General features: G+C 48.8%; 26 protein-coding genes and 1 pseudogene. 3 read left to right on the forward strand and 24 right to left on the reverse strand.

All coding sequences use genetic code 11. The annotated features are described in order from the left end of the window. Positions 1–40: 40 nt before the first annotated feature. The 8 genes from MKY41_RS08740 to MKY41_RS08775 form a co-directional block, all read right to left on the reverse strand. The gene (locus tag MKY41_RS08740; RefSeq protein ID WP_340744657.1) at positions 41–1,192 is read right to left on the reverse strand and encodes a Ger(x)C family spore germination protein; all 1,152 of its coding nucleotides are present in this window, start codon (positions 1,190–1,192) and stop codon (positions 41–43) included. Next, a complete protein-coding gene (locus MKY41_RS08745; RefSeq protein ID WP_052483954.1) occupies positions 1,182–2,636 on the reverse strand; it encodes a spore germination protein in 1,455 nt (484 codons plus the stop codon). The genes MKY41_RS08740 and MKY41_RS08745 overlap by 11 nt, the downstream gene beginning before the upstream one ends. Beyond that, positions 2,633–3,757 (reverse strand): GerAB/ArcD/ProY family transporter, encoded by a 1,125-nt coding sequence (locus tag MKY41_RS08750; protein WP_041073627.1) that lies wholly within the window; start codon positions 3,755–3,757, stop codon positions 2,633–2,635. Before MKY41_RS08750 ends, MKY41_RS08745 begins: the two co-directional genes overlap by 4 nt. Positions 3,758–3,949: 192 nt before the next feature. Beyond that, on the reverse strand, positions 3,950–4,966 hold the full coding sequence (locus MKY41_RS08755) for a hypothetical protein (protein WP_340744658.1): 1,017 nt from the start codon (positions 4,964–4,966) through the stop codon (positions 3,950–3,952). A 15-nt stretch (positions 4,967–4,981) separates the two neighbouring features. Further along, complete coding sequence (locus tag MKY41_RS08760; protein WP_340744659.1) at positions 4,982–5,848, reverse strand: permease prefix domain 1-containing protein; 867 nt, start codon at positions 5,846–5,848, stop codon at positions 4,982–4,984. After that, a complete protein-coding gene (locus MKY41_RS08765) occupies positions 5,845–6,168 on the reverse strand; it encodes a PadR family transcriptional regulator (protein WP_041076548.1) in 324 nt (107 codons plus the stop codon). Before MKY41_RS08765 ends, MKY41_RS08760 begins: the two co-directional genes overlap by 4 nt. 122 nt (positions 6,169–6,290) lie before the next feature. After that, complete coding sequence (locus MKY41_RS08770; protein ID WP_340744660.1) at positions 6,291–7,499, reverse strand: sialidase; 1,209 nt, start codon at positions 7,497–7,499, stop codon at positions 6,291–6,293. 434 nt (positions 7,500–7,933) lie between these two features. Next, the gene (locus MKY41_RS08775) at positions 7,934–8,557 is read right to left on the reverse strand and encodes a TVP38/TMEM64 family protein (protein ID WP_340744661.1); all 624 of its coding nucleotides are present in this window, start codon (positions 8,555–8,557) and stop codon (positions 7,934–7,936) included. Positions 8,558–8,688: 131 nt separating this feature from the next. On the opposite strand from MKY41_RS08775, the gene MKY41_RS08780 reads away from it, so the two are divergent. The 3 genes and pseudogenes from MKY41_RS08780 to MKY41_RS08790 form a co-directional block, all read left to right on the forward strand. Beyond that, positions 8,689–9,414, forward strand: a complete 726-nt coding sequence (locus MKY41_RS08780) for an AzlC family ABC transporter permease (protein WP_340744662.1) — start codon at positions 8,689–8,691, stop codon at positions 9,412–9,414. Beyond that, complete coding sequence (locus MKY41_RS08785) at positions 9,414–9,722, forward strand: AzlD domain-containing protein (RefSeq protein WP_340744663.1); 309 nt, start codon at positions 9,414–9,416, stop codon at positions 9,720–9,722. Before MKY41_RS08780 ends, MKY41_RS08785 begins: the two co-directional genes overlap by 1 nt. Positions 9,723–10,171: 449 nt before the next feature. Beyond that, positions 10,172–10,458, forward strand: a pseudogene (locus MKY41_RS08790) (transposase); the annotation flags it as partial. Between the two features lie 319 nt (positions 10,459–10,777). On the opposite strand, the gene MKY41_RS08795 reads toward MKY41_RS08790, so the two are convergent. From MKY41_RS08795 to MKY41_RS08870, 16 genes are all read right to left on the reverse strand, one after another. Then, positions 10,778–10,993 (reverse strand): hypothetical protein, encoded by a 216-nt coding sequence (locus tag MKY41_RS08795; RefSeq protein WP_340744664.1) that lies wholly within the window; start codon positions 10,991–10,993, stop codon positions 10,778–10,780. A 567-nt stretch (positions 10,994–11,560) separates the two neighbouring features. Further along, a complete protein-coding gene (mdh, locus tag MKY41_RS08800; RefSeq protein WP_340744665.1) occupies positions 11,561–12,496 on the reverse strand; it encodes a malate dehydrogenase in 936 nt (311 codons plus the stop codon). Between the two features lie 20 nt (positions 12,497–12,516). Then, positions 12,517–12,924 (reverse strand): BMC domain-containing protein, encoded by a 408-nt coding sequence (locus tag MKY41_RS08805; RefSeq protein WP_340744666.1) that lies wholly within the window; start codon positions 12,922–12,924, stop codon positions 12,517–12,519. A gap of 26 nt (positions 12,925–12,950) precedes the next feature. Continuing rightward, positions 12,951–13,556, reverse strand: coding sequence for a hypothetical protein (locus MKY41_RS08810; protein WP_340744667.1), 606 nt, complete (start codon positions 13,554–13,556; stop codon positions 12,951–12,953). Continuing rightward, positions 13,553–14,203, reverse strand: a complete 651-nt coding sequence (locus MKY41_RS08815) for a phosphate propanoyltransferase (protein ID WP_340744668.1) — start codon at positions 14,201–14,203, stop codon at positions 13,553–13,555. Before MKY41_RS08815 ends, MKY41_RS08810 begins: the two co-directional genes overlap by 4 nt. Positions 14,204–14,225: 22 nt before the next feature. Continuing rightward, a complete protein-coding gene (gene eutM, locus MKY41_RS08820; protein ID WP_340744669.1) occupies positions 14,226–14,507 on the reverse strand; it encodes an ethanolamine utilization microcompartment protein EutM in 282 nt (93 codons plus the stop codon). Between the two features lie 28 nt (positions 14,508–14,535). Next, positions 14,536–14,811, reverse strand: a complete 276-nt coding sequence (locus MKY41_RS08825; protein WP_340744670.1) for a BMC domain-containing protein — start codon at positions 14,809–14,811, stop codon at positions 14,536–14,538. Then, complete coding sequence (locus MKY41_RS08830; RefSeq protein WP_340744671.1) at positions 14,808–15,089, reverse strand: EutN/CcmL family microcompartment protein; 282 nt, start codon at positions 15,087–15,089, stop codon at positions 14,808–14,810. Before MKY41_RS08830 ends, MKY41_RS08825 begins: the two co-directional genes overlap by 4 nt. A 32-nt stretch (positions 15,090–15,121) precedes the next feature. Next, positions 15,122–15,409 (reverse strand): BMC domain-containing protein, encoded by a 288-nt coding sequence (locus tag MKY41_RS08835; RefSeq protein ID WP_041073605.1) that lies wholly within the window; start codon positions 15,407–15,409, stop codon positions 15,122–15,124. 12 nt (positions 15,410–15,421) lie between these two features. Beyond that, positions 15,422–16,897 carry an aldehyde dehydrogenase family protein gene (locus MKY41_RS08840; RefSeq protein WP_445683329.1) on the reverse strand — a complete coding sequence of 492 codons (1,476 nt, stop codon included), beginning with the start codon at positions 16,895–16,897 and terminating at the stop codon, positions 15,422–15,424. 52 nt (positions 16,898–16,949) lie between these two features. Next, complete coding sequence (locus MKY41_RS08845; RefSeq protein WP_340744672.1) at positions 16,950–17,231, reverse strand: hypothetical protein; 282 nt, start codon at positions 17,229–17,231, stop codon at positions 16,950–16,952. A 12-nt stretch (positions 17,232–17,243) separates the two neighbouring features. Beyond that, positions 17,244–17,984 (reverse strand): HAD family hydrolase, encoded by a 741-nt coding sequence (locus MKY41_RS08850; RefSeq protein ID WP_340744673.1) that lies wholly within the window; start codon positions 17,982–17,984, stop codon positions 17,244–17,246. After that, positions 17,981–19,381 carry an ethanolamine permease gene (eat, locus tag MKY41_RS08855; RefSeq protein WP_340744674.1) on the reverse strand — a complete coding sequence of 467 codons (1,401 nt, stop codon included), beginning with the start codon at positions 19,379–19,381 and terminating at the stop codon, positions 17,981–17,983. The genes MKY41_RS08850 and eat overlap by 4 nt, the downstream gene beginning before the upstream one ends. A gap of 97 nt (positions 19,382–19,478) precedes the next feature. Then, on the reverse strand, positions 19,479–20,501 hold the full coding sequence (locus MKY41_RS08860; RefSeq protein ID WP_340744675.1) for a phosphotransferase enzyme family protein: 1,023 nt from the start codon (positions 20,499–20,501) through the stop codon (positions 19,479–19,481). Positions 20,502–20,543: 42 nt separating this feature from the next. Next, positions 20,544–21,794: a class-III pyridoxal-phosphate-dependent aminotransferase gene (locus MKY41_RS08865; protein WP_340744676.1), complete on the reverse strand. Its 1,251-nt coding sequence runs from the start codon at positions 21,792–21,794 to the stop codon at positions 20,544–20,546. A gap of 137 nt (positions 21,795–21,931) precedes the next feature. Beyond that, positions 21,932–22,708 (reverse strand): DeoR/GlpR family DNA-binding transcription regulator, encoded by a 777-nt coding sequence (locus tag MKY41_RS08870; RefSeq protein ID WP_340744677.1) that lies wholly within the window; start codon positions 22,706–22,708, stop codon positions 21,932–21,934. Positions 22,709–22,917 lie beyond the last annotated feature (209 nt).

Here is a 22,917-nt window from a genome sequence, read left to right on the forward strand (position 1 = left end):
ATTTTGAAAGATGAACGACACTTCAACGTATACGATTTCCTTATTGAATTGTTTCCTTCAACTGTTTCCTTCCCGATTTGACGTTCACCTGCACGTTCAGGGACCGTATGGAGTCCTCTGATAATTCAACTTTTCCATTTTGCTGCAGTCGTTTCCATTCTTTGTTATTTTTTCGATATAGCACTTCCGAAAGACGATAGATGTCAATATCCCGGTCGAGCGCTTCTCGGTAAGTTTTTTTGATATCATCGGCTATCTTTTCTTCCGTTTTCTTTTTCACTGTATCGTAATTGGTGCTTCGGTGAAGGAGACCAATGCCCCCAGTCATCTTCACGTCAATGTCGAATTTCACAGTGTCCCCTTCCGTAACCGGCCGGATGTCCACTTTCAGTTTTTCGAGAATGACTGTTATATAATCTTCCTCTCCCCCGTCCAGATGAATCGTCACCTCTCCCCGCTTTGTCTCCTTGTTCATCCATTGCAGGCCGTCTGCCTTTTCTCCACTGATGAATCCTTTAAACTCTTTGGGCGTCACGACACCGACCCCTTGAAGCTTTGCGATGGGATCCTTTCCCTCCACCGTTTCCCAATTCCGTGTTATGGTGATGTACGGGATAACCGCTTCGTAACTCGGCTCGTCCATCTGAATGATCATTCTGCGCATATTAACAGGTTCGATAAAAGACTCCTGCTCGTAGGAATTGGACGGATCCCCCAATGTCGATAATGTAATGGCGGTATTGATAATGGGAATCGTCAGCAAAATATCTTTCACCGGATCTTCCGTGCTGTACAGCCATACCCGGTATCTTGTATCCCGATACCGGACGAATCCATCAATTACGGAGTTCAACCTCCCGTTATCTAAAACGTTTTTCGAAAGGACGATGAACGTTAAATGCCCCCAGTACACTTTTTCATCCGCCGAATGGTACAACTTAATTATGGCTTCGCTCACTGTTTTTCCGGCTGCAAAACCCACCTCGGCCTGATTGCTCTCCGAAGTAGGCTGTTCAGATTTTGCCACATTCCTGAAATTGATGATCTGCACATATACTTTATATTCCCCATCTTCAAAGTCGACACCCAATCCATGCACGTATAACATCCGTTCCGGCTCGTTATTACTCCAACATCCTGAAAGGAAAGCGAGCAATAGAAGACCGACTGCGCATAAGATTTTATTTTTCATCATTCTTCATCCTCGTTTGGTCTTTTGGATTAAGCATCTCCGGGCGTTTTGCATAGTCTCGAGGAGAAGGGCGCATGATCGTCTTTTTAATAGTCGACCAGTTGATCTGCTCTGCGATATTCAAATAAGGAACACCAAACGATCGGAGATTTGCTAAATAGATAAGCGTTAAGAACATCGACATGAAAAAGCCGAATAGCCCAAAAAACGCAGTTACCAGTATGAAAAATATTCGTAAAATACTAATTGCGGCCACAAGAGATTGATTAACGAGTGTAAATGTTGCGATAGTAGAGGTCGCAATGACGACAATCATCGCAGGGCTTGTCACGCCCGCACGAATCGCCGCATCTCCAATAATCAACCCCCCAACTACACTGATAGTAGAACCGATGGCAGCAGGCAGGCGCAAACCGGCTTCCCGGAACAACTCGAAGACGATGACCATGAGGATCATCTCCAGCGCGGATGGAAGCGGCAAGCCTGTCCGCGACTGGATGACGGTCGCTAAAAACAAAAGTGGCAACTGATTTTGGTGAAATGTCGTCAGGGCGAGCCAAAATGCCGGCAGGAGCAAACCGATCAAAAGGCTCGCCACCCGTACAAGCCGTTCGAATGAACTGAACACCATCGTATACTCGTTATCTTCTCCTGTTTTGAACAGCAGGAACAAATTGATCGGGATGATGACTCCATAGGCAACACCGTCAATGAGAATAACAAAGCGTCCTCGTGCCAAAGACTGGACCGCATAATCCGGCCGTCCTGTATAATCATGATTCGGAATCAACTTGGACCGTTTGTCAATTCGTTCCATGAGGATATTGCCGCTATAGACGATATCCGTATCGATGGCTTTTAATTTCTGGACAATCCCATCCCGGATTTGAGGATTGGCAATGTCATCAAAGTACAGAAGGGCGACTGTCGTTTTGGTCCGCTCCCCCAATTCGAATTTTTCCACGCAAAGCGAATTAGTCGGCAGCCGTTTCCGGATCAGTGCAATATTAGTTGCTACATCCTCAATGAAATTATCCCGTGGCCCTTTAATAAGCGCTTCCGTGTTCGTCTCTTCCGGTGTCCGATTCGGCTTTTTGGCAATATTGCTCGAATACAGGGCTTCCTGCTCCTCAAAATACAACAGGGCCTGCCCGGTATAAACAGCCGAAAGGGCTTCGGCCGCCTCGACAACTTTCTGCAAGGAAGGGATTGGCAACGCTTCAATCTCTGCTTCCCCAATCGGCTCCTCCCCAAGGGAATCCATACAGACTCGCACCCGTTCCACTACAACGTCGTATAAAAGATGTTCATCGATCATCGCCTCACACGTGACAAAAAGAACCGTCTTACCACTAAAGGTGAATTCTTGAAATCGGACATCTGCAGATTTGGAAAATAATTGCCGTAATCTGTCCCCATTCAAGGCGTCGTTATTCTGCTTCATGTCTCATCCTCGCCTGTTCTCTTTCCAAACGTACCCCTCCTAGTCGATTTTCCTGAAATGTATGCAACAATCCCAAGGAACAAAGAAAGAGCGAAAAAGAAGATTAGTGTAAATGGCATGAAATACTTCTTTTGGTAGTCAATGAACGTATGATCATCAATCAAAAACAACGCCAGGCAGCCAAAGAAAAAGGCGGGTGCGATACGCTGCCAGATTTTCACCGGCTGACGAGTGATTTGTAAAAAGTCGGCAATGATAAAAAGAAAAACGCTCACTCTGACGAGTGCACCTGTCAACCATTGATATATCGATAAAAAATCTAAATGCTCGATGAAACGGCCGAGCGTAACCAATCCCCATTCTTCATAGGCGGGATAGCGCTGTTTGGCCGCCTCATCTGGACCAAATTCAGTAATCGCGCCAATTAACGGACCTAATGTCAGCACCGTTAGTATGAAGAGAATTATGAAGAAATGGACATACCGAGGACGACTGTCAAGACGATGGCGGAGAAACAGGAAAAGAATAAGGATTTCGATGAATCCCGACGCTGGGTAGACCATTCCTCTCAGAATAGGCTGCACCCCATGTTCAAAAAGAGGGAGCAGCAGCTCATACTCCTTCACCTGGATATTGGTAAATGCAACGAAGAAGCCCAACACATTGACACCGAACAGCACGATAGCATTTAAGATGATAATGGTTTGAATGTTCGTGACAGAAAGACTGATGCAAACAATCGTATACAGGATCAACAAAGGTAAAATCGGGGTTTCTGGTAAAAATGTTGTATTCACCCACTGCAACGTTTCCCGCATCGTCACGGCAGCAAGGAATAAAAGACTGAAGATGAGGACGTACACGACGATTTTTGAAGCAGTTCGGCCAAGCTGCTCGGTTAGCCAATCCCTCATCGAGGCTTGGTTGGATCGATTGACAATGTAAATCAGTAACACTCCCCATGGTAGAGCTGCCAAAGCCGACAGCAAGACAGACGCCCATCCATCTCGCCCCGCCCCGATGAGCAATGGAGGCAGGATCGTCACATGATTCTTCAATCCGATGGCGGTCATCGAAAGAAGGATAAGATGTAGAATGCTAAAGGTAGCAGATGTTTTCATGATGTACCTCACCAACCATCGTTGATATCAAACAGCTTGGACAAATGGAAGGTGGTTTATAAGTAGTCACAAGTCGGGATTCCATTTCCCGTGTCCCCACATTGATCATGTATCTAGAAATTGTTCGGATTTTGCCACAAGCAATTAAAAAAGTGACTAGCGCCGGAACAATTCATATTGTCCCGGCACCGGTCACTTTTGGATTTCTGTAACGTCTTTTCCGTCCACATTCATTTGATAATGTCGATAATCCGGATTCCGTTCTCCGAATCGGCGATCCACTAGGAAGTAGATTTGGTCGTCGGCTCCCCGGATTGGTTTTGCCGCATATTCCTTTAACCTCGTCAATTGCTTGGTCTCTTGCGTTTTCCAGTTATAGCTGAATAATTCATATTCAAAGACGCCATTCGCCCCTGTGCCGCCAACCGCTTGATAAATCAGTTCATCCCTTTCCGGCAATACGAGGAAATCAAAGACATCCTCCTGCCCAGTTGGATTGCTGATGATGATTTTCTCATCAGGTGCGGCAAGCGGGATTTGGAAAATCCGCTGTTTGGACACAAAGACATCTTCCGCCGTTTCTACCTCTTCGTCATCATCCATTTGGACAAAGATGGTTTCGTCGGTCGCCGACACTTGCAACGATTGCATATGATATTTCTTCAGATCGGTATACTTCGTTTGCGTCTCCTCGACCAAATGATAGCTATGTACATCAAAATCATGGGGCCGTTTCCCGGCAATGGGTGAATAATTCGTATACACTCCCGATTGCAAATAAAACAGCCGATTGGAATCTTTCGGATCAAACACCACCTCGGTAATCAAATCCGGAACGGTGAACGCCAGTTGATCCGTACGGCTTTTCACATCAAACAGTCGCACTGCACTGCCGCTTGCGGAATCCAACTCTTTATCCGATACGATATAGGCCAGGGTGTTTCCATCTTCCGAGAAGCTGATATCGACAATCGCCTGATCCACCGGCAATTGCACGGCCGGCTGTTCCTTATCATCCGAGAAATATAGACCAGCTTCCCCGTTCTTAAATTCGACGTAGGCAATAATGCCGGCCACCGATACATCGTACACATCGGTCAGTCCTTGCTGTTTTTCATTGTCCTCCTTATCGAAAACAACTCCCATGACAATGAGAACACCGGTTACCAGGCCGATCAAACCATACACAAAGCCGAATGATTTCTTCATCGATGTTCTCCTCCTTTACATGCTCCATAGCCAAAAGACAAGGCCTGCCAAAAGCGCTCCAATTTGAATAAATGCAATCGCATACGACCATCTTCTCTTTTGTTCGGCTAATAAATGCATTTGAATTGCATACGACAGGATCCAAACTCCAATCGGAAGGAGGAACCATAAAAATGCGGGCGATAATCCCGATGCAAACAACAAAAATGCCCATAAAAAGAAAAGAGTAAGAAACACGATCAAAATACCCGTCGTAATATTGATGAAATGCAGTCGTTTCGCATCTTTCTTCAATGCTTGGCGATCCGATGGAAAATCATAGATCGTCGTCCGATATACAAGAATAATAGTTAACAGCATGAGCAACGCCGCCACGAACGTTAATATCGTGGAAAAGGGACGCTCCAAATAGGCGGCCAACAACAAACCGTAAAAGAAAACAAATAGATGAATAACTAACAAGCCGTTCATCCACAAGCGCCGATTCAATGAAGTAACCGGGCGAACGGTCACATAAAGCAGGGCAGAGCTGCTCAAGACAGCCATCACCAACCAGGGAATATGTGCATCGCCCGCTAAGAACAATTGGCCTAAGTAGACGCCATAGGCAAAGAGCAACGAGACAACCGAAAGGACCAACAGCATTTCCCGTCGATAAGGATACATAGCGTGCTGAAGCTGCTTGCCGATCTCCGATCCATCACCAAAGTTTGTCATCACGATCCGCGTGGCCTCCTCTCCCGAATAACCTTGTTTCCGATGCTCTGCAAAGGAATCTTCCAAATGCGAGAGCAGTTCTTCGTATAAATCCTCCCGCTCCGCCAGATTGCAATCCGTCTGGCGGACAATCCCTTCAACAAAGCGCTGAAACTGGGCTTTCATATCAAACCTTCCGAACTTCTACGGATGAGGGTGTTCATCCACTTCCAGTTCTCCTGCTTACTTGCCAAAGCGGTCCTGCCTTCATCGGTCAGCCGGTAATACTTTCTTCTGCCGCTCTCTCCCTCTTGCCAATAAGACGAAACCCACTGCTTCCTTTCCAGGCGCTTCAATGCGGCATAAAGCGTCCCTTCCCCCATCTCGTACGTGCCATCACTGATTTCTTTCAATACCTTGACAATTTCATATCCATACAAATCCCGTTGGGCAATCAAAGACAATAATAGTAAATCAATGCTCCCCTTCATCATCTCTTGGTCCATAAATTTCACCTCATTACTGACATCGTAACACGTTGTACATCGCATTGCAATGTATCGGAATTTCAAGCTTTCAAAAAGGAGGCGCCCATAAATTGCGGGCGCCTCCGGCAGATTCAACATTATTATTCATTCTGATACAAATGGATAAGGCTCTGATCCCGTCCCCTCGCAAAGACATCTGTCCGATTCGGGCCCCATGAAACAGCAGCGGGTGCGGAGGTCAGGGTTCCTCCAAGGTTTTCCCAGTTCAGCCAGCGAGAACCGTTCCATTCTCTGAGATAGAGGTTTTGATTCGACCCTCTGGTGAAGACTTGCAGGCGGTTCGGCCTTTTGGAGGCGACAGCGGGAGCTTCAGTTAGCGAGCCGCCGAGACTTTCCCAACCGCTCCACGAAGAACCATCCCACCATTTATGGATCAACTCCTGATTCTGCCCTCTTGCAAATACATCCACGCGGTTCGGACCCCAAGAGACGGCGGCTGGGGCGGACGTCAATGTACCGCCAAGGTTCTCCCAGTCAAGCCAGCGCGTGCCGTTCCATGTCTTTTTGTAAAGAGCGTTATCTGTTCCTCTGACGAAGACATCAAGCTGATTCGGTCGTTGCGAGGAGACGGCCGGAGCGCTGGATAATACACCGCCCAGACTCTCCCAATCGTTCCATCGCTGGCCATCCCACCATTTGTGGTACAACGCGTTGTCCGTCCCCCGGACAAAGACATCAATCCGGTTCGGACCCCAAGAAACGGCAGCCGGGGCGGAAGTGAGTACGCCACCAAGATTCTCCCAGTCGCTCCATTGACGGCCGTCCCACCATTTATGGTACATTGCCTGATCAGAGCCCCGGACAAAGACGTCAAGTCGGTTCGGTTGCCAAGAGGATACGCCCGGGCCCGATGTAAGGACACCGCCCAAATCCTCCCAGCCGATCCAGCCCCGCCCCGGTTGAGGTTGCGGACGCCCATCCCCGGCCTCCGCCAACGTCAGCCGGATCACTTGCATCAAAGTCCGGTTCATGACGTTCGGCGGAATCCGGAACTGTGCATAAAAGAGCGGCAGCCAAGGAAACTGCGACTGGAACTGATTATAGACCTGAGTGGCAGTCTGATCCGTCCCGGCTTGGCTGAGTGTAAAGCCGATGACCAGGAGGAATACATAATCCGCGATTGCACGGTTCATCCCATACGCTTCCAACTCCGTATACAATTCTGGATGCTGCGTCTGTATTCGCTGCAACACCTGTTGAGCCGACTGCTGCCGTCTCCTCTCCTGATCGTTCTGAGCATAATAATGGGGCGGACCAAACGTCGGCCCTTGATACATATAATAAAACATGTACATACCTCCTCCAATCGATAGAGTAGTATATGTGCTTTGCCCGGAGAAGGTCCCGACTGGGAATTGGTGTTATAATGGATTTGATTGGAAATAGGACTTATGAAGGAGGCGGGGGAAGCTGAAGGTTTCCATTCGGCTATACTTGAGCGCTTTGTTCGTTTACATTCTCTCTTTTATTACCGGCTTCTCGATTGGATTGTATGTATTATTCGGGGCCATTCTGCTTTTATTTTTCGGGTTGGCCAGGTCTTTCAATATGCTCGAAAAAAATGGTCGTACTGTCGTAATTTCCATTGTCATCTGCCTAGTTTCGTATGGCGTTTGGTATCTGTTGGTCCATAACGTGGACGATTATTACATCTTCTACCCTTTTACACTTTTTATGTAATCAAGGCGAAAGAAAAATGCTTGGTGGCATCCCAAGCATTTTTTCATTTCTTCTCCTGTTGGACCGAGAACGAACGGAATTCCGCCTCCACTTTCCGATTGACCCGCTTTTCGAGCCATTTGCCGACGATCCATAAGAGGACGATCAGTGCAACGACGACCGCTGTTCGGATTGGTTGCGTGAGCAAGGCTTTCAGATCGTAGCCGATGAAACTGATGGTGAAAATCATGACGAGCTTGCCCGCCATCAAGGTGAACAAATAGTATCGCTTCTTGATATCCGCCAGACCCGCGACCAAATTGACGAGGGCCGACGGGGTGAACGGGAAACAGAGGAACAGGAATAGGGGAGCAAACCCGTTGCGGTCCACCCATTTGATTAATTTCTGAATACGCGCACTTTTCGTAAGGAACCGCAAAAACCGGTTGCGTCCGTATTTCCGTATGATCAGGAACACCGCGTAAGAACCGGCAACCGTCCCCGCCCAGGAGAGGATGAATCCATACCACAGACCATAGGCGCTCGCGTTCGCGAAGACGAAGACGAATAGCGGTAAAAACGGTAGGAAGGACTCGATAAAAGGCAGCAAAATCCCGATGACAGGTCCAAGTGCCTTGTAATGCTTCGCCAATTCTACTATTTTATCTACATCGAGCCACTCTTCCATTGACAACACCCTCAAACTTCAGTTGGCATTCAATCCAACCTCTTATTACTTCTAGTTTTCCTGATGGTATCTCCATTTAAACACGAAAATAGTGTATAATCACCACAAACAACTAAGAAAGATGTGGCAATATGGAGAAAAATCAATTTGGCAACGGCCTGAAAGCGGGCCTGAGCATCGCCATCGGTTATTTCCCTGTCGCCCTCACGTTCGGATTGCTTGCCAAGACGGCCGGATTGTCCATCATCGAAGCGACAGCGATGAGCATGTTCGTCTATGCGGGCGCGGCCCAATACATATCGCTCGGTTTGATCGCCAAGGCGGTCGATCCGATCTTAATCGTCCTAAATACATTTGTCGTCAACATCCGACACTTTCTTATGACGGCATCACTGAATGAAAAGATGCAGCCCGCCCCGAAATGGGTCAAAGCGATCTATGCGTTCGGCATTACGGACGAATCCTTTTCGGTGCTGGCTACGGGTAAGGAAGGCAAGATTACAACCTCCTTCGCATTCGGCGTCAACATAATCGCCTATGGCAGCTGGGTCATTTTCACAGTAATCGGCCACATCATCGGGGCCAATCTGCCTTTATTCCTACAAGCGGCCATGTCGATCGCGCTCTACGCCATGTTCGTCGGCCTCTTGGTCCCGTCGATGAAAGGCAATCGGAAAGTCATCATGCTTGCCGGACTCGCAGCAGTCATCCATAGTTTCTTCTATTTCACGGAACTTCTTTCGACAGGTTGGGCAATCCTCGTAGCCACACTCGTGTCGTCGATCACTATTGAAATGGTTTACACCCGCCGTGGGAAAACGCCCGATGTCCAATACAATCGAAAGGGGGATGTCTGATGGGACCAACCTATTGGTGGATGCTGTTCGGCATGGCCCTCGTCACGTATATCCCGCGCATGATCCCACTGACCTGGCTGGACGGCAAGGAACTGCCGCCGTTTGTGACCGGCATCTTGCGGAATATCCCGTATGCGGTGCTCGGAGCGCTCATTTTCCCCGCCATTCTGTTTGTCCAGGAAGGCAATCTTTTATTCGGCATCATCGGGGCAGCCACCGCCTTCCTCATCGCCATCGTCGGGGGCGGCGTCATGTCCGTCGTCCTCGGTACGATTGGAGTGCTGGCGGTGTACAGTTTGTTTATGTAAGAATGAAGGGCCGCTGCTTCGAAGGGCACTGAAAAAGTCCCTTAGGCACATCATCGTGAGAATGGAAACGTCTTATCGTTTTCTATTTCCACTTTTTTCATCTTGGAAGCCGTGGATTTCCGTTCCAAATTTAGTTTGCGACGAAAGCGCAGCGACAGGAGCAGGCAGACGCTTTCCGCGGGCACGGCTTCAATCAATCGAACAGCGTAGGGTTCGATTTGCCGTATTTCCGCGCATTTTGCGGAAATTAAGGCATCCTGTGCTGCCAAACGCTACGCTTTTTGGCGCAAAAGCCGTTCTCCGTAACGGCTTTCACTGCGTTCCTGCGGGGCTTTCAGCTCGCGCTGTTCCCGCTGGAATCGCTGCCTTCTCCTCCACCCCACTATGAATCCTTCAAAATTAATGTCCTTTTCCACCAAAAATTACGGTTCGCTTCCTATATACAACCTTGTCCATTGAGAGAAGGCTGTTACAAGGAAGGTGCTAAAAGTAAGATATATCCCGTCATAATTAAGTCCACGGAACATAAAGAACAGGCCGCCTTTCTGGAAACAGAGAAATGTAAAAAGCTCGCACGAAATCGTTATAAAATCGAGTAGAAAAAATAGTGAGTTGAAAAATCCAGTACGATACGGCCCAATCAGCGGGTTTGTTTGGCATGGGAATCCAGGCTGCGACCACGATATTCGCCGTCAATCTGAAACGAATAATTAAACTGGTGGACCAAAAAGAGTGAATATAAAGGTAAAAAACTGCTGAATCTAAAAAACGTAATTTTTTCAGTACTCTCGGAACAGTCCCCCTCTCTGTTCAGTTTTCCATTTTCAAATTTTTTATTCGCCTTCATTGAAAAGCCTCAGTTTACCTTTCAAAGCCTTAAACCCCCTTTTGAAAATAGGCGCCGCACTTTTCCCCATTTTACAAAGTATACCTTAACACTAATCAGATTTATTAATTATCATTTTTGTCGGTTTTAATATACGTTAGCGCACCGTTTTTTTTAAAAACAACGAAAAAATGAGCTAGCCACAGCCGCTCATTAATTTGAAATGAATTTATAACTTACCTTTTTTTATTGAACTCCAGATTTGGATACTACAAAAAATAGAAGTTGATAATAAAATTAGTAAGTTAAACAACCAAAATGTTTTCATTCCAATTTCGGTATTACCTTCAGCATTTATAAATACAAATGTTGAAGCTCCAATAAACATTAAGTACATAAAGGCATTGGGAATAATCCAAATAATCCTTAATTTCATTTTACTCAATATGCGTCACTCCTTTTTTACTACTATTAATGAAGTGAAGATTGTGTTAATTTAAGTGTATCATAAAAATTCCATAAATTAGGATTTTTGGAAAAGGGGATTGTTAAACTGCAACAGGGGGATGGACTGCTGCAAGGAGGACTTAATTAAATTGTAAAGATAAATAAGAAAAGACTTACAATTTGCTCAATAAGTCTTTTTTTTTTGCGATTTTAGATTATTTAATCTGTTGGTTCCTACGATAAAAATACACAACAATAAATTAGATAAAAAATAATTTTAACGTGGATTTGTATTCCATAATAGGTGTAGATTATTAGAGAATAATGGAGGGAATTGTAGTGGGTTTTTTAATTGGTTTTTCACTTATAATATTTTTTCTTTTGGTTCGCCTTAAAATAAAGGACTTCGATCTGGAAGGCCGAACGTAAAGGGGTTGCGAAAATGAAGTTTGAGATTAAACCTGTGAACTTGACGGATATCACGTCGAAAGTAACGAATACACCCTGCGCCACTCCGCCATCCCCCCCAAAAAGGCGGCGAGGAGTTTTCATTCCTCCCGCCGCCTTATAATTTTGCCAATACACTCCGCACCGATGCTGCCGAGATGTCCAATGCCGCCTTTTCCACCTCGGTCAATGGCAATTCAATAATGCTTTCGATGCCGTTTCCTCCCAGGACGGTCGGTACTCCAAGGTAAATGTTGTCGTATCCGTATTCCCCTTCCAAATAAGCGATCGCTGGAAGAATCCGCCTTTTATCGAGCATGATTGCTTCGGCCATCTCAACTAGGGCGGCGGCCGGTGCATAGTAGGCGCTTCCTTGTCCGAGCAGGCCGACGATTTCGCCGCCACCTTTCCGGGTTCGCTCCACAATCGCCTCAAGTCGAGCCGCCGGAATCAGTTTCTCTAAAGGGATACCACCTGCGTAGGAGTAGCGGATCAGCGGCACCATATCATCCCCATGTCCGCCTAGCACGAAGCCGGATATGTCTTCCACCGACAGATCCAGCTCCTGCGCGACAAATGTGTTGAACCGCGCCGTGTCAAGCACACCCGATTGGCCGATGACCCGGTTCTTCGGAAACCCGGTTGTCCGGAAGCAAACGTAAGTCATCGCGTCCACCGGATTGCTCAGTACGAGCACATAGCTTTCCGGAGCGAATCGTGCGACTTGTTCGGAGACGTCCCGCATAATTTTCGCATTGGTCGCTACGAGATCATCGCGGCTCATGCCCGGCTTCCGAGCGATTCCGGCCGTAATGATAACAAAGTCGGCATCCTGGATGTCTTCATACCGGGAAGTGCCGACAATTTCTGCATTGAATTGTTGGACGGGGCCGGCCTGTAGCATATCCAATGCCTTCCCCTTTGTCGGATCGGCCAACGCCGGGATATCGACCAAAACGATGTCGCCCAGTTCTTTTTGCGCGAGCATCAGGGCGGCTGTCGTCCCCGTATGTCCCGCTCCGATGACGGCAATTTTCCTTCGTTTGAACACCATTGAATCCCCCCTCCCCTATTTCACTTATTCCCTGTTTTGGACTTTGCCGCTTTTCCTTTTGCGGGAGCTCGTCTGCCGTCCTCTTTCGCAAGTGGCTCACTTTCCTGTTCCGCAGGCTCCTCCAAAGACGGCGGCTTCCCTTCCTGTTGGGCCGGTTCCGTCCGTTGTGTCAGCTTTGATATGCCGGAATCCGGATTTGGAATCACATGGGCTGAAATGAGTTCCCCGACCCGGGCCGCCGCCATTTCTCCAGCTTCAACAGCTGCCTGCACCGCACCGACATCACCTTCGACAATCACGGTGACGAGCGCCGCGTCCACTTGTTCCTGTTTCACCAGCCGGACATCCGCCGACTTTAACATCGAATCGGCAGCTTCAATCGAACCGATCAATCCGCGTGTCTCTATCATGCCAAGTGCTTTTGCCATTCGATTCACCTCTTTTTCGTCAGCTTTCATTCAGCCCGGCTTATTGTTTTACCGAGTTCTCTTGCCGTATCGCGTGCCAAAGGAGTGACAATCGTCGCCTTTCCGATTCGGATCGTATCGTCTGCACAGTCCCGTACACCCTGTTCCGTCAACAACTTATCGAGAGATGGCGGTTCCACCTTCTCCCCGTCACGGATGAATGCCTCCAAGGTTGTGAACCGGACGCCGAAGCTTTCCAGTTTCTCTTTATAAGTCAATAAATGACGATGATACGGCGACTGTCCGCCATCCGATGAAACGAGCCATTCCAATTTTGCCATCGGTATCAGCGTGACCTGTTTCCCTTGTAATAGCAGTTCCGACAGCAACTCGCTGTCCGGATCATCTGTCAGGCCGAGTGCTCCTTTCACCAGAACATTTTGGGATACTTCCAGCATGACGGCATCCTGGACTTTCGCCACCGGCTCGCTGATTATTTCCCACTTCTCCTCCAGCCTGCTGATCGTCTCCCTTTCAGCATTATGGACGAGCAACAATGGCTTAGCTGATACTTCGGAAATCGACGGCGTCACGCCCAACTGTTTGATCACGTTTCCAACAATCTCCTCAATCAGCTTCGGATCAATCATCATCCCTTCTCCACCTTGCATAACGTCCCCCGCTCGCCTGTCGTAATGAACCCCGAATTGGCCTCATCCGTATCAACGTGCATATCTAATATGTAGTTGGGCGACACTCGGACAAGCACTTTATCAAACGTGATCGGCCTATCCTTGCCGACCTTCACTTTCACATATTCTCCATTCGTGACACCCAAGGACTTCGCATCATCGGGACTCATGTGGATATGCGCCTGCGCGACAATCAACCCCTCCTCCAAATACAAGCTCCCTTTCGGACCGAGGAGAGTGATCGGAGCCGATCCTTTAATATCCCCAGATTCGCGCAGCGGCGGAGTCACGCCAAGTTTGATGCCGTCCGTTTTGCTGATTTCAACCTGCGACCGGCTGCGAAGCGGCCCTAAAATCCGAACCGATTCGATACTGCCCCGTGGACCGATCAGCGTCACCGTTTCATTCGCCGCAAACTGCCCGGGCTGCGACAGATCGCTCTTCTTCGTCAATTCAACCCCCTTGCCGAATAAAACCTCGACATCCTCCCGGCTCAAATGGCAATGCCTGGCCGATACGGAAATCGGGATTTCATTTCGTGACGAAGGGGTTTGCGTCAGTTCTGTCACAATGTCTTCCACAATCGCTTGGATCGTCGTCTCGTTCATAGAAGAATCCCTCCATTCCCGATCAATTCATAGAGCCTGGCAAAATGGCTTCCAACTCGTTATGTGGACGCGGGATAACATGCACTGACAGCAATTCACCGACCCGTTGTGCCGCCGCGGCTCCCGATTCAGTCGCAGCCTTGACCGCCCCGACATCCCCGCGGACCATGACCGTCACGATGCCGCCCCCGACATGCGTCTTCCCGATGACTTGCACGTTGGCTGCCTTGACCATCGCATCCGCCGCTTCAATCGCCGCCACCAATCCTTTTGTTTCAATCATTCCTAATGCTTCGCTCGCCATCCTCGTTCCTCCATTCCATTTCTCCGAATCAACCTTTCATCGGGATGATGCGCTTCATATCAATCATCGGTCTTGCGATGACCTCATAGGACATCAGCGCATTCCCTTGTAACGCAATTTCGACGCCGCGGTCGATCGCCATCTGGACTGCGCTAACTTCCCCTTCAATCACGATCGTGTAATAAACTTCGCTGACATCTTCACGGGTTACGACTTGGATATCCGCCGTTTTCAGCATCGCATCGGCGACGACAAGTGAATAGGCCAGACCGAACGTCTCGATCATGCCGATCGCCTTCGTCATAGCCGATCACGTTCCGGCACCGAATCGACGATGCCGATCACCAGAGCGTCAATCGGCATTTTTTTATCCTGATTGATAAAGGACGCGGGGGACCCTTGTGTCACGATGACCCGGTCCCCGATTCCCGCTCCGATTCGATCGACGGCTACCAAAGGAGACTGCACCGGCACGCCTTCCCGTTCCGTTCCCATCGGCTGGATGACGAGGAATGTCAAACCCGTAAGTCCATCCTCTTTACGAGTCGCCCATATATTTTCAATCACTTTACCAACAAGCATCTTCTATCGCCGCCCTTCAACCGATCTGATCGTTATCCATTCGCCCGTGGCAGAATGCCGATCAGTTCGTTATGCGGGCGCGGGATGACGTGCACTGATAACAATTCACCTACCCGCTGTGCTGCGGCGCTTCCCGAGTCCGTAGCCGCTTTGACTGCGCCGACGTCCCCCGTCACAAGAACCGTCACAATGCCGCCTCCGACATGCGTTTTCCCGATAATTTGCACGTTCGCCGCCTTGACCATCGCATCTGCCGCTTCCAACGCTGCCACCAATCCTTTTGTTTCAATCATTCCGAGTGCGCCGTTAATCTCTGCCATTTGAATTCCTCCTTATAATGTCTTGCTCATTTGTTGTACGATTTGCCGGACTGTGGTCGAAACATCTTCCAAGTCCATCGACTTTCCGTTCCCTTGAACTTCCCGCATCACCTGATCGATAATCGCCTCGATATCCGGTTCAACTCCTTGCGGCGCCGGCTTCGGAACTGTCACTTCTTTAATCCCGGACGCAATCCGCTTCGTGTTGAATAAATGACGGGCTGTAATATTATCCGACGAGATATTCCCCCCGTACGCCCCGCACCCCAGCGTCAGCGATGGCATGAGCCCCGTCGTCGCACCCGCTGCCCCAATCGAAGCCATCGTGTTCACCATCACTCGAGATACCGGCATTGCAAGCCCGTACCGTTGTGCCGCTTCTTCATCCGTCGTATGGATGGAGCAACTATGGCCGCGTCCAATGAAGTTCAATAGCCCTTCGCAAATACGCAGTGCTTCCTCATCGCTTTCCGCCGTGTACAGCGGAAAGATCGGAGCCAATTTCTCCAATGAGAACGGTACATCTTTCCCGATCCGATCTTCTTCGGCAATCAAAACCCGGGTCCCGACCGGAACTTCAATGCCCGCCATTCCGGCGATCGTCTCCGCAGATCGACCGACAATTTTGGCGTTCAACTGCCCTTCCGTCGGAGCGATGACATTGCCTAATTTCATCTTTTCTTCTTCATTCAAGAAATAGGCGCCGTTGTTGCGCAGTTCCCGCATCGTCATTTCCTTAATATTCTTATGAACGACAATCGATTGCTCCGTCGAACAGAGCGTCCCGTTATCGAACGTCTTGCTGTCCATAATCAGCTGTGCCGCTTTTTTCACATTCGCTGATTTCTCGATATAGACCGGACCATTGCCCGGTCCGACTCCGTAGGCAGGCTTCCCGGAACTGTAAGCCGCCTTGACCAGTCCGCTGCCCCCCGTTGCAAGTATCAGATCGACAGCCGGATGGTGCATCAATCGTGTCGTCGCTTCCATCGACGGATCCGTGATCCAGCCGATCAATCCGTCCGGCGCTCCTGCTTCCACTGCCGCCTGCGCACAGATTTTCAGGGCCTCCACAGTACACCGCTTCGCCGTCGGATGCGGACTGACGACGATACCGTTTTGCGCCTTTAAGGCGATCAGCGTCTTGAAAATAGCGGTCGATGTCGGATTCGTCGTCGGGCAAATGGCCGCAATGATTCCGAATGGATAGGCCACTTCCGTCATCTTCAGACGATGATCCTTATGGATGACGCCTACCGTCTTTTCATCTTTGATCGATTCATAAACACCCATTGATCCAAGCTCGTTCTTAATTTTTTTATGTTCCACGACGCCCATGCCCGTTTCTTCGACAGCCATCCTAGCAAGTGTCTCGGCTTGTGCGAAGGCCGTTTCCGCGATATGCTTCACGATTGCGTCGATCTGTTTCTGATTGAATGTGCTGAATTTTTCCTGAGCCGCCTTGACCTGTTGAACGGCTTTCTCCATCTCTTCTACTGCGTTAATAGGAAACACTCCTTCCTGCTTCTCCTGTGAGTGTTTAGTTGTGTGAATAAAACCTCACTTGCCCTGCCGGCTCCATGGATTGCGGATTCGGATTGCCGAATCGTTCCGTAATGGCATTCCATCTCTCGATATCTTGCGCATGTAAAGGTCGCATTCCATTGTCGGACATGCCGACATTCGACCGTTGCATGGAGGCGCTTATTTCGCCCCATCGCCTTAATTCTGCATCGGTCAGGGACGTGCTCGGGCCCGTTCCGTCGCCTCCCAATCTTTCCAGTACCATCTTCGTAATTTGTGCTACTAATTCAGGATTCATCTTGTCGCCTCCTTACTCTTTTCCGAACAACTCGCTGTATTTGCAGATTTTATAATCCGCTTCTTGTAAGTGTCCTGTTTTTCCTTTCGTGTAACTCGCAATACCAATCGTCAATTTGACGCCTGCCCGTTTACCCAATTGGATATCCGCATTCGTATCCCCGATCATGGCCGCCCTATTCAAATCAACCCCATAGCGGTCACGGGCCAAGTACGCCATGTCCGGAAAAGGCTTTCCTCTCTCAACCAAGTCGCTGCCGATTACGAAATCGAAATAACTCCCCAACTGAAGCCCCTCCAGCTGTTTCCTCGCCTTGTCCGTGTCGTCCGCTGTCAGCACCCCGAGCCGCATCCCTCTTTCCTTCATCTCGCCGAGCAAATCGTATATTTGATCCACTGCCTGAAGACTCGTCGAATCATTCTGTCTTTTATCAGCATAGGCAACGCACTCTCTTGCATAAGTGACAGCCGAGTCCCAAGACAGCCCCTTTTGATAAAGCAAGAATGCAAAGATGGTGATGCTCTCCTCGATGGACGCAATCGCCAACGGGCTTCTCGGATCGACACTTCCGTCCGTAACGTCTACTCCGATCGCCTGCTTCACTTCAGCAGGCGATATCTCAATCTCGGATATTCTCTCGCGCAAATAGTGGACTGAATCCTCCACCCAAGGAATCCAGATGGAAGGAAAATCGATCAATGTGCCATCTTTATCAAATAGGACAGTGTCCACGCCTTGTTCCCAAACATTCATCGGACGATTTCCTTTCCTAGCTCCGGTGCCGGCACAGGTATCTCCAACTCTTCCACATGTGAGAACTGTTCTTCCGGAGCATCTGTGTTGATATTATGGCGAGCCCAGACGAAGTAATAGATGATGGCAACTGCGAACACCGTGATACTGATAAAGAAGAATGGCAGATTCGCAAAGAAGCTCGCAAACAAGGCGATACACGCCAAGACCATGGAAACAATCGGCATGAATGGAAACAGCGGTGCCCTATAAGGACGTGCTAGATTCGGCTCTTTTCTCCGCAGGATGATCAGAGAAAGATTCATGGAAATATAGGAAATCAACGCACCAAACGTCGCAATCAAAATCAAATCGTCTGGATTGAAAGTGGCCACCAAGATTAACCCGATGAAACCTGGGATGATGATTGCCATATACGGAGTCCGCCGAGTCGGGTGAAGCTTCGAAAAGACTGCCGGCAAATACCCTGCACGTGATAAGGAGAAAACTTGCCTGGAATACGCGAGAATGACACCTGAGAAACTGGCGATCAACCCGACAAGACCAATGGACGCAAGCAATTGTGCCAACCAGTACGTATTTCCATACGCTGCGGCGATCGCCGCCGGCAAAGGGTCCTCCGCCGTGCTCAGTTGATTGAAACCGCTAAGGCCGATCGCCACTGTCGTCGTCAAGACAGACAAAATGACGAGCGTGAACATCCCGGATAAAATCCCTTTCGGCATGTCTTTTTTCGCATCGCGGGTTTCTTCCGAAAGCATCGGCAGCATCTCAATCGCGAGGAAGAGCCACATCGCAAACGGCAACGCCGCCCAAATCCCTTTGATGCCCCCCGGGATCATCGCTTCCCCTTCTCCGCCAAACAGGTTCTCCACCCGGATTTGAGGCAAACCGACAAAATACATAAGGACTAATAATGCAAGGGCGATGAATACAAGAATCGCTTCCAATCGAGCGTATTCTTTCACCCCGATGATGTGGATAACCATGAAGAAAACATACATGACAGCTGCGGAGACGATTGGATTCACCGTAGGGAACAGGAAGTTGATATAGGCCCCGATTCCAATGGCGACAACCGGTGCGGCAATGACGTATTGCAAGACGACGCCCACCCCGGTGATGAATCCGACAAATGGTCCCATCGCCCGCCTGGCGAAGGAATAGGGACCGCCCGCAAATGGCAAGGCCGTCGACAGCTCAGAAATCCCGAATGCCATGAATGTATACATAACTGCCATGACCCCGACTGCGATCAGCATGCCGACATAGCCTGAAGTGCTCAAACCGAAATTCCAGCCAAAATAGTTTCCGGATATTACGATACCTACACCGATGACCCATAAGTTAAAGGGCGTGAGCGTCTTTTTCAGTTCCAAGTTCTGTTTTCCACTCATGGCAAAGCTCCTTTTCACGTTTTATTTAGTTATGTTTACATCAGTTTCCGAGAACCCTCTTTCTCTAATGGCAACCCATTTGGTAGCGCTTACTTTTTTATTTGAACTTATTTAAGTAGTCCTTCGCCAATTGATCAGTCTGTTCTGAATACTCAGCCCCGAGTTCTGCTGCCGTTTCGTTGTCGCGGCTGCCTACCCAGGCGATGAGCTGCATCCGTCGCATTATGATGAATGTCGGGATTTCATTCAACTCGTCTTCGGACAGCTTGCGGACAGTCTGATATCCTTCCAGCCATGCCTCGACCAACTTTGGCACGTAGGAACGGTGCTCGATGAACGTCAGGGACGCCGCGAGATCATACAAGTACCAGCCAAAACCGCTATCGTCGAAATCGATGACCTGGACGAGTTTCTTCTCGTTGTCTATCAGGAGATTCGCATGACGTAAATCCGCGTGGATCAAACCGAAACGTTCTCGTCCCTTGCCGAATTTCTCCAACCGTTCCTTGATGACATCGGAGACTCGGGTTAATAGCTCTTCCCGCTCAGGGGTAATGCCTTTTCCGTCCTGCCATCTGCCCCATTTCGGCTTCTCTCCGATCAGGTTTTCATAATCCCATATCGGCCGTTTGATTTGATTGAATTCCCCCCAATTCTGAATGGAGTGTTTATGGAAATGGGCAGTCGTTTTTCCGATTTCCCTAAAAATCCGGATCAACTTCTCTTCATTGTCCACATCGGGGGTCTCCCCTTCTAAAAAGGTGAAGAGGACACAATGGTATTCACGGTTATTTTCATCCAATGTTACCGATTGTAAATATTTTCCGTCCGACCCCGGAATGGGTTTCGATACGATGACCTCTGTATGCTCATCGATCGATTGCAGCCACTTCACTTCGCTCTCAATCTCTTCTTTCGAGTGATAATTCGGTCGGCAGACACGCATAATCCGTTTTTCGCCCGTCTCCGGGTTTTTCACGAGATACGTTGCATTCTCCGAGTAATCGAGGAGCTCAACAGTGAAATCATCGAGCCCTTCGTATAGTCCCTTTGCCCTTTGTGAAACCAGATTGAAGAACTCTACAGGACGCTCCCATGTGTTGACACCAGCGTTGCTCATACCCAAAACTCCTCCCTTTCACTTTAAGTTTTACTATGAATTTTACATGTTGCGAACAGCTTGAGCCATACTTGTTTCCACTCGATTCAACAAATCATCGCAATAACGCTGATCGAGCAGGATGCCCGGTTTGAATTGAAGAACCTTTGTATCGAGCATCGAGTAAATCGCCCAGACGCCATTATCATACAGGGCGCGCATGACATCTTTTGCACCATCCGGTTTGCTGAACTCCAATCCGAGGATGACGCCTTTTTGGCGGATGCCTGTGAAATGATCCGGGTATCGGCTTTTAATTCGCTCCAGTCCTGCATGGAGATATCGTGCGACGTAATCCACATTTTCCACCACTTCAGGACGCTGGGAAATTTCCAACACCTTCATAGCGACGACGCAGCCCAGTTCAGAACCGCCAAACGTGGATATATGGGCGAATCCATCGTCATTCATCCATTGGCCGACCTTTTCGCTGACGACCGTGGCCGCAATCGGGTAAATCCCGCCGCTCAGGCCCTTTGCCGTTACCATGATGTCGGGCTTAATATTATGGTGTTCAAAGCCCCATAGTTTCCCCGTACGCAGCAGGCCCGTTTGCACTTCGTCCGCGACATAGAGCGCACCGTACTTCTCACAAAGCCGTTTCGTACCTTCCAAATAACCCGGTTCCGGGAGAGGGAAGCCGTATGTGGCCGGAATCGTCTCGATGATGACGCATGCTACATCTTCTCTCGACAACGCTCTTTCCATTGCATCCAAGTCGTTGAAGACGACATTGACGACTTCATCTGGACTACCTTCGCTTAGGAACGGCTTGGAATAACGCTCATTCCCTAATGAGACGGCAATCCCCGTGTGTCCGTGGTACGCGTACTTAACGGAAACGACCTTTTTCCGCTTCGTGGCGTAGCGTGCGCTTTTGATCGCCACATCGATCGCTTCTCCGCCGCCGCTTGAAAAGATGGAGTACCGCAGATTATCCGGCGTGCACTGATTGAATTTTTCCGCCAACTGAGCTCTCGCCATGGAAGGGAAATGGTGATTCCCGATATCGAACTGGTCCATCGCTTCCTTCAATGTTGAAATAATCTCCTGATTCCGGTGCCCTAGATTATATGTGCCGCCATTCAAATGAAGATCCATCAATTGCTTGCCATCCATGTCATACAGGTAGTAACCTTCCCGTTTGCCGATGACCAAGTCCACGCCATCACGCTGCCATTGCTCCGTCTTGCCAGGATTCCAGTATTGTATCGATTTATCAAGGACTGATGATTTGCTAATAGTCTGGACCATTTTCTCTATCTCCACCTTTTTCTATTGATTTTTGATTTTGGTGCCAGGCACGCAAACAAACGCAATAAACATGAATGTTTAAACAATCGTGTTTGTTTGAATAAACATGATTGTTTGCGTACCAGGCACCAAATACCTCATTTTTCCACATTTGCGATGACCAATTCGATTTCGTTTTCTCTGAGGACATTCTGCCATTCCTCCGAGCACTGTTTGTCGGTGATGATCATCGAAATATCGGTCAGCGGGCAGATGTGTGCGAAGGTCGTCTTCCCGAACTTCGTGTGATCCGCCAGAATGATCGCTTCATCCGCACGACTCATCATTTGCCTGGAACTGCTAGCCCCCTGCAAATCGTAATCCGACATGCCGTCGTTGATAGATAATCCGCCCGCCGCCACGAATGACTTATTGGCCTTCAATTGACCGAGGACGGATGCCGAAAGCGGACCGCTTGTGAACTTCTGGTTCGCCTCATATTCTCCGCCAATGAAGATGACTTTCCCTTGGAAATATTCCATCGTCGACAGGAGGACTGGTATGGATGGCGTAATGACTGTCACGTTCTTTTTATTGGCCAAATACCGAATGATTCCAACCGGTGTCGTACCATGGCCGATAATAATGCTGTCTCCATCTTCGACCAAGTCGGCAGCCGCTCTGCAGATTGCTTGCTTTTCGTACGTCATGATGTCCGTCTTCAAGTCAAACGGCAGTTCTAGGGATGATTTCTCCTTGACGGCACCGCCATACACCTTTTTCAACACGCCTTCCTTCTCCAACCGATCCAAATCCCGACGGATCGTTTCCCCGGAGACTTCCAGCTCATTCGCCAATTCACGGACTTGCACTTTTTCATCCCGTTCCAGCGTCTCTATAATCACTTTCTTTCGATCTTCGAATGTTAAAGACATCTCCCTATCCCCAATCTCGTATTCGCTTGTTATACACCTCTCATTTCTTAGTGTAATCGAGCCATCCAAAAGAATCGAGCGTTAATAATGCGATCGTTTGTGTAATCTTATTGAATCTTGTGGATTTCGTACATAATAGCACCTATCTTTTTTGAAGTCAATTATAATTTCAAACTATTTTAAATGGATAGAAAAAAATAAACCAAAAG

It is taken from the genome of Sporosarcina sp. FSL W7-1349 (assembly GCF_038003045.1).
Lineage (GTDB): Bacteria > Bacillota > Bacilli > Bacillales_A > Planococcaceae > Sporosarcina.